The organism is Cupriavidus gilardii (genome assembly GCF_017598945.1).
GTDB lineage: Bacteria > Pseudomonadota > Gammaproteobacteria > Burkholderiales > Burkholderiaceae > Cupriavidus > Cupriavidus gilardii_E.
Window position 1 is genome coordinate 1 of the sequence record NZ_JAGFTW010000029.1, and the last position, 4581, is coordinate 4581.

The window sequence follows — 4581 nt, forward strand, 5'->3', positions numbered from 1 at the left end:
GCCCCCGCCACCGCCATTCCCTGGCGTTATCGACTGCTGACCCTAGCCCCGTTGGGCGCCATCGCCTGGCTCGCACTGGTCCTGTCCGGGCTGCCGACGCTGTCGCAATTGGGCGTCAGCCCGCTGATGCTCGCCATGTGCGCCGGCATGGTCGCGTGCAACACCTTGCCGCGGCACTGGCTCGCGCCGCTGGCCCCGGGCATGCAGCTGGCCCGGCAGACCCTGCTGCGGCTGGGCGTGGCGCTGTACGGTCTGCGGTTGACCTTCGGCTCGATCGAGGCGCTTGGTGTCGGCGGAGTGGTGGCGCCGTTGCTGATGCTGGCGGCGACGCTTTGCGTCGGCGTCTGGGTCGGCACCCGGTGGCTGGGGCTCACGCGTCGCGAAGCCGTGGTGGTCAGCGCGGGCAGCGCCGTGTGCGGGGCGGCAGCCGCGATCGCCGTGGCCTCGATCGCGCGCACCGACGACCGGCAGACCGCGGTCGCCGTGGCGACGGTGGTGCTGTTCGGCACCGTCGGCATGCTGCTGTATCCGTATCTGTACGAGCTGGTGACCAACGTCTGGCACTGGCAGGTCGGCGAGCGCGCCTTCGGCATCTATACCGGCGCGACGCTGCACGAGGTGGCCCAGGTCATCGTCGCCGGCAAGGCGGTCGGCGAGACGGCCGGCGACGCCGCCGTGCTGGCCAAGATGGTCCGCGTCCTGGCGCTTGGCCCGCTGCTGCTGATCCTGGCGCTGTGGCCGCGCGCCGAGGACCGCGCGCAAGGCGCAAACGCCGGCCGCCGGGGCATCGACTGGGCGAGGATCCGTGCGGCGGTGCCCTGGTTCGCGCTGGGCTTCGTTGCCGTGCTCGCGATCAACTCCTTCGGCATGGTCCCGAGCGAATGGAAGCCCGGTCTGGTGGCCTTCGACAACTGGCTGCTCGCCTGCGCGATGCTGGCGATCGGCCTGCATACGCGGATCGGGGACCTGCTGCGCGCTGGCCGCAGGCCGATGCTGCTGGCCGCGCTGCTGTTCGTGTTTCTGGTGGGTGCCGGTGCGCTGGTGTGCGCCACGCTGGTCTGAACGAAGCGTGAGCGCGGCGCGGGAAGGGATAAAGCGGCGGGGCTCGCGGCGTGGCTGGTGCGGCCGACGGGACTCGAACCCGTAAGCCCGGAAAGGCGGCAGATTTTAAGTCTGCTGAGTCTACCAATTTCTCCACGGCCGCACGGCAAGCCCAATATTGTGGGTGGTCGCCGCCCGGGACGCAAGCGCCGCATGATCGCTTGCGTCCCCTTCCTGGCAAGGATGTTACTGGCGGTAACAATGTAGAACTCGCCGTTGCACCTGTGATCCGGCGTAGGCCTAGAATACGGATATCAGGATCAACCTTGCGAGGAGCAAGATCATGAAACGTTGGTTGCTCGCAGGGCTTGGCGTGCTGGCCGCGATGGCCTCCGGCGCCGCGATGGCCCGGGTCGACGTCGGCGTGGTGATCGGCGTGCCGGGCGTCGTGGTCGGCGGCCCTGCCTACTATCCCCCGCCGGCCTACGTGGCGCCGCCGCCCGTGGTGGTTGCGCCGGCGCCGGTTTACTACGGTCCGCCGCCAGTCGTCGTGCGGCCGCCCGGTTACGGCTACTACGGTCCGCCGCACTATGGCCCGCCGCGCTATTACGGTCCGCCGCGTTACTACGGTCATCCGGGGCGGCACTACCATGGTGGCCGGCATGGTCACTGGCATGGTGGCCATGGACATCGCCATCACCGCCACTAAGTCGGCGAACCGGACTAACAGAATCACAAACAAAGGGCCCTGCGGGGCCCTTTGCTTTTTTGGCACGGCTGTTTTGCCCTGCCATGGTGGCCGGTTCATGGTCACCGAAGTGGTGCCGGCGCTATACTGCCGGCTCATTGTTATCGATTTTCAGGAGAGTGGTATGCAGCAAAAGTCCGTGCTGACTGCGGAAGATGTGAAGAAGGTGATGGCCGCAGCCGAAGCCGAGGCCAAGGCCCATCACTGGGCCGTCTCGATCGCCATCGTCGATGACGGCGGCCATCTGCTGGCCCTGCAGCGGCTCGACGGCGCTGCGCCGATCTCCGCTTATATCGCGACCGAAAAGGCCCGCACCTCGGCGCTGGGCCGCCGCGAATCGAAGATCTACGAAGACATGATCAACAACGGCCGCAACTCGTTCATGACCGCGCCGGTGCTGCAAGGCATGCTGGAGGGCGGCGTGCCCATCACCGTCGGCGACCAGGTGGTCGGCGCCGTCGGCGTGTCGGGCGTCAAGTCCAGCGAGGATGCGCAGATCGGCCGTGCCGGCATTGCCGCGCTGGGCGTCTGATCGAACCTTGGATCCATCGGGCCTGACGGCCCGATTCGCTTCATCGGCCGTCGTCAGTCGCGATGGCCAGGCCCGCTCCGTCCTGGAGCGGGTAGCCCGAGGCCGGGATGCCGCGCGATGCGGCACGCGCCGGCAGGCGGCTTACTTCGTCAGAATCAGCTTCCCGTAGCGCGTCTTGCGCAGCGTATAGACCTCGCCGTTATGCAGGATCGGCAGCGTGGTTGCGCCGCGCATCAGCGCTTCCAGCGGCACCGCCTCCGCGGCCTGCGCGGGCGCCGCATGGGCTGGGGCGTTCGCGCTGCGATTGTCGCGCACCAGCGCTTCCAGGCGGGCCACCGCCGACTTGACCGTTGCCATCGCCGACGGCGCCGGGGCCTCGCGGCGCGCATCGGGCGCCGGGTTCTGGTTCACCACCACGCGGCGCAGCGACAGGCGGCGGCGGGTGACTTCGCGCGGTTGCGTCAGCGGCAAGGCAAGGGTGCTCATCGAAGGGGCTCCTGTTCGTGGGATCGTCGGTTTCACGGCGGCCGGGAACAGTGGCCGCCGTCGTTCCGTTGATATTAAATGAGAATCGTTATCATTACAACGACTCTTTGCATGATATCGACAGCAGGCCGCCGCGCCGCACGAAAACGCATTTGGTTTCATTCGAAACACAAAAGAAAAAGCCCCACCGCAGGGGTGGGGCTTGGGGAAAGCGGCGCGGCACTGCGCGCCGCTGGGGGTCTTATTGCTTCGGCTCCGTGATGAAGCCGATCTTGCCGAGGCCGCCATGCTGGGCGGCGGCCATCACCTCGGCCACGCGCTCGTAGCGCACGTCGCGGTCGGCGCGCAGATGCAGTTCCGGCTGCGGCTGTTGCTGCGCCGCCTGCGCGATATTGTTCTGCAGCGTCGCGTCGTCGATTTCCTGCTGGTTCCAGAACACCTTGCCGGCCGCGTCGATCGACAGGTTGATGCTCTGCGGCTTGGGATCGTTGGGCTGATTGGTCGCACGCGGCAGGTCGATCTTGACCGCGTGATTGATCACCGGGATGGTGATGATGAAGATGATCAGCAGCACGAGCATGACGTCGACCAGCGGCGTCATGTTGATCTCGCTCATCACTGCGTCATCGTCATCGTCGAGAGTACCGAATGCCATGATGACTTCCTTTCGGGCGGAGGGCGGTCCGCGTCAGTTCAGTTCTTGACCGCGAGGCGCACCGCGTTGTCGTCCGCGGGGCGCGCGCCGGTCGGGCGCACGCGGGCGCCGGTCACGAAGTAGGCGTGCAGGTCGTGGGCGAAGCGGTTCAGCTTCGAGATCACCGCCTTGTTGCCGCGGGTCAGCGCGTTGTAGCCGAGCACCGCAGGGATCGCCACGGCCAGGCCGAAGGCGGTCATGATCAGCGCTTCGCCGACCGGGCCCGCGACCTTGTCGATGGTCGGCACGCCCGAGGCGCCGATGCCGATCAGCGCGTGGTAGATGCCCCAGACGGTGCCGAACAGGCCGACGAACGGCGCGGTCGAGCCCACCGAGGCGAGGATCGCCAGGCCCGACTGCATGCGCGACACGGCTTCGTCGATCGCGCTCTTGAGCGAGCGCGTGAGCCAGTCCGAGATGTCCATCACGTCATGCAGCTGCGGCTGGCTGGCGCGGTGGTGCTGGGCGGCTTCCTTGCCGGTCAGCGCCAGCGTGCGGAACGGATTCGATTCGCTGCTGCCGAGCGTTTCCAGCGCATGGTCGAAATCGTCCGAATGCCAGAAGCGCTTTTCCGCGCCCTGCGCCATTTTCTTCAGGCGGACCAGATCCCACGCCTTGGTGAGAATCACGATCCATGACGCCAGCGACATGACGAGCAGAATGATGGCGGTCGCACGCATGACGAAATCGCCTTGCGCCCACAGATGGCTGAGTCCGAGGTCCTGCATGATGGTTCCTGGTAAGTCGTAAATCGTATGGAAGGTTCAGTTCAAATCAGTTCAGCTCGAAAGCGATCGGCTGCTGCGCGGTGACCGCAATCGCACGACCGTTCTCGACATAAGGCTTGCAGCGCATCCGTTGGACCGCATCGATCGCGGCCTGGTCCAGACGCGACGAACCGCTGGAGCTGACCACGGCCGTCTTGACCACCTTGCCGGTGTCGTCGGTGGTCAGACGTACCACGGTCTTGCCGGTCTCGCCCATCCGCCGCGACTGCGACGGGTAGGTCGGCTGCGGCGGCGTGCACTGGATCTCGCCGATGCCGACGGCGCGCGGGCCAGTGGCGACCGGTGCGGGCTC

At 66.9% G+C, this 4581-nt stretch carries 7 protein-coding genes and 1 tRNA gene; 3 read left to right on the forward strand and 5 right to left on the reverse strand.

Going from position 1 to position 4581, the window contains the following annotated elements; genetic code table 11:
• On the forward strand, nt 1-1062 hold a 1062-nt coding region (locus tag J5T34_RS10330; protein WP_244258815.1), incomplete at its 5' end, for a YeiH family protein.
• A gap of 55 nt (nt 1063-1117) precedes the next feature.
• Here the strand turns inward: J5T34_RS10330 and J5T34_RS10335 are convergent.
• Nucleotides 1118-1204 (reverse strand) — tRNA-Leu (locus J5T34_RS10335).
• A gap of 180 nt (nt 1205-1384) precedes the next feature.
• Here J5T34_RS10335 and J5T34_RS10340 point away from each other — a divergent pair.
• Entirely contained in the window at nt 1385-1750 is a 366-nt protein-coding gene (locus J5T34_RS10340) for a hypothetical protein (RefSeq protein WP_208579674.1), read from the forward strand.
• 163 nt (nt 1751-1913) lie between these two features.
• Complete coding sequence (locus tag J5T34_RS10345) at nt 1914-2321, forward strand: heme-binding protein (protein WP_174108881.1); 408 nt, start codon at nt 1914-1916, stop codon at nt 2319-2321.
• A 141-nt stretch (nt 2322-2462) separates the two neighbouring features.
• On the opposite strand, the gene J5T34_RS10350 is transcribed toward J5T34_RS10345, so the two are convergent.
• From J5T34_RS10350 to J5T34_RS10365, 4 genes are all read right to left on the reverse strand, one after another.
• Nucleotides 2463-2807, reverse strand: a complete 345-nt coding sequence (locus tag J5T34_RS10350) for a hemin uptake protein HemP (protein WP_208579675.1) — start codon at nt 2805-2807, stop codon at nt 2463-2465.
• A 241-nt stretch (nt 2808-3048) separates the two neighbouring features.
• Entirely contained in the window at nt 3049-3462 is a 414-nt protein-coding gene (locus J5T34_RS10355; RefSeq protein ID WP_208579676.1) for an ExbD/TolR family protein, read from the reverse strand.
• Nucleotides 3463-3500: 38 nt separating this feature from the next.
• Nucleotides 3501-4229 carry a MotA/TolQ/ExbB proton channel family protein gene (locus tag J5T34_RS10360; protein ID WP_174108875.1) on the reverse strand — a complete coding sequence of 243 codons (729 nt, stop codon included), beginning with the start codon at nt 4227-4229 and terminating at the stop codon, nt 3501-3503.
• 46 nt (nt 4230-4275) lie between these two features.
• Nucleotides 4276-4581 (reverse strand): energy transducer TonB (locus J5T34_RS10365; protein WP_208579677.1); only part of this gene is annotated, 306 nt, incomplete at its 5' end.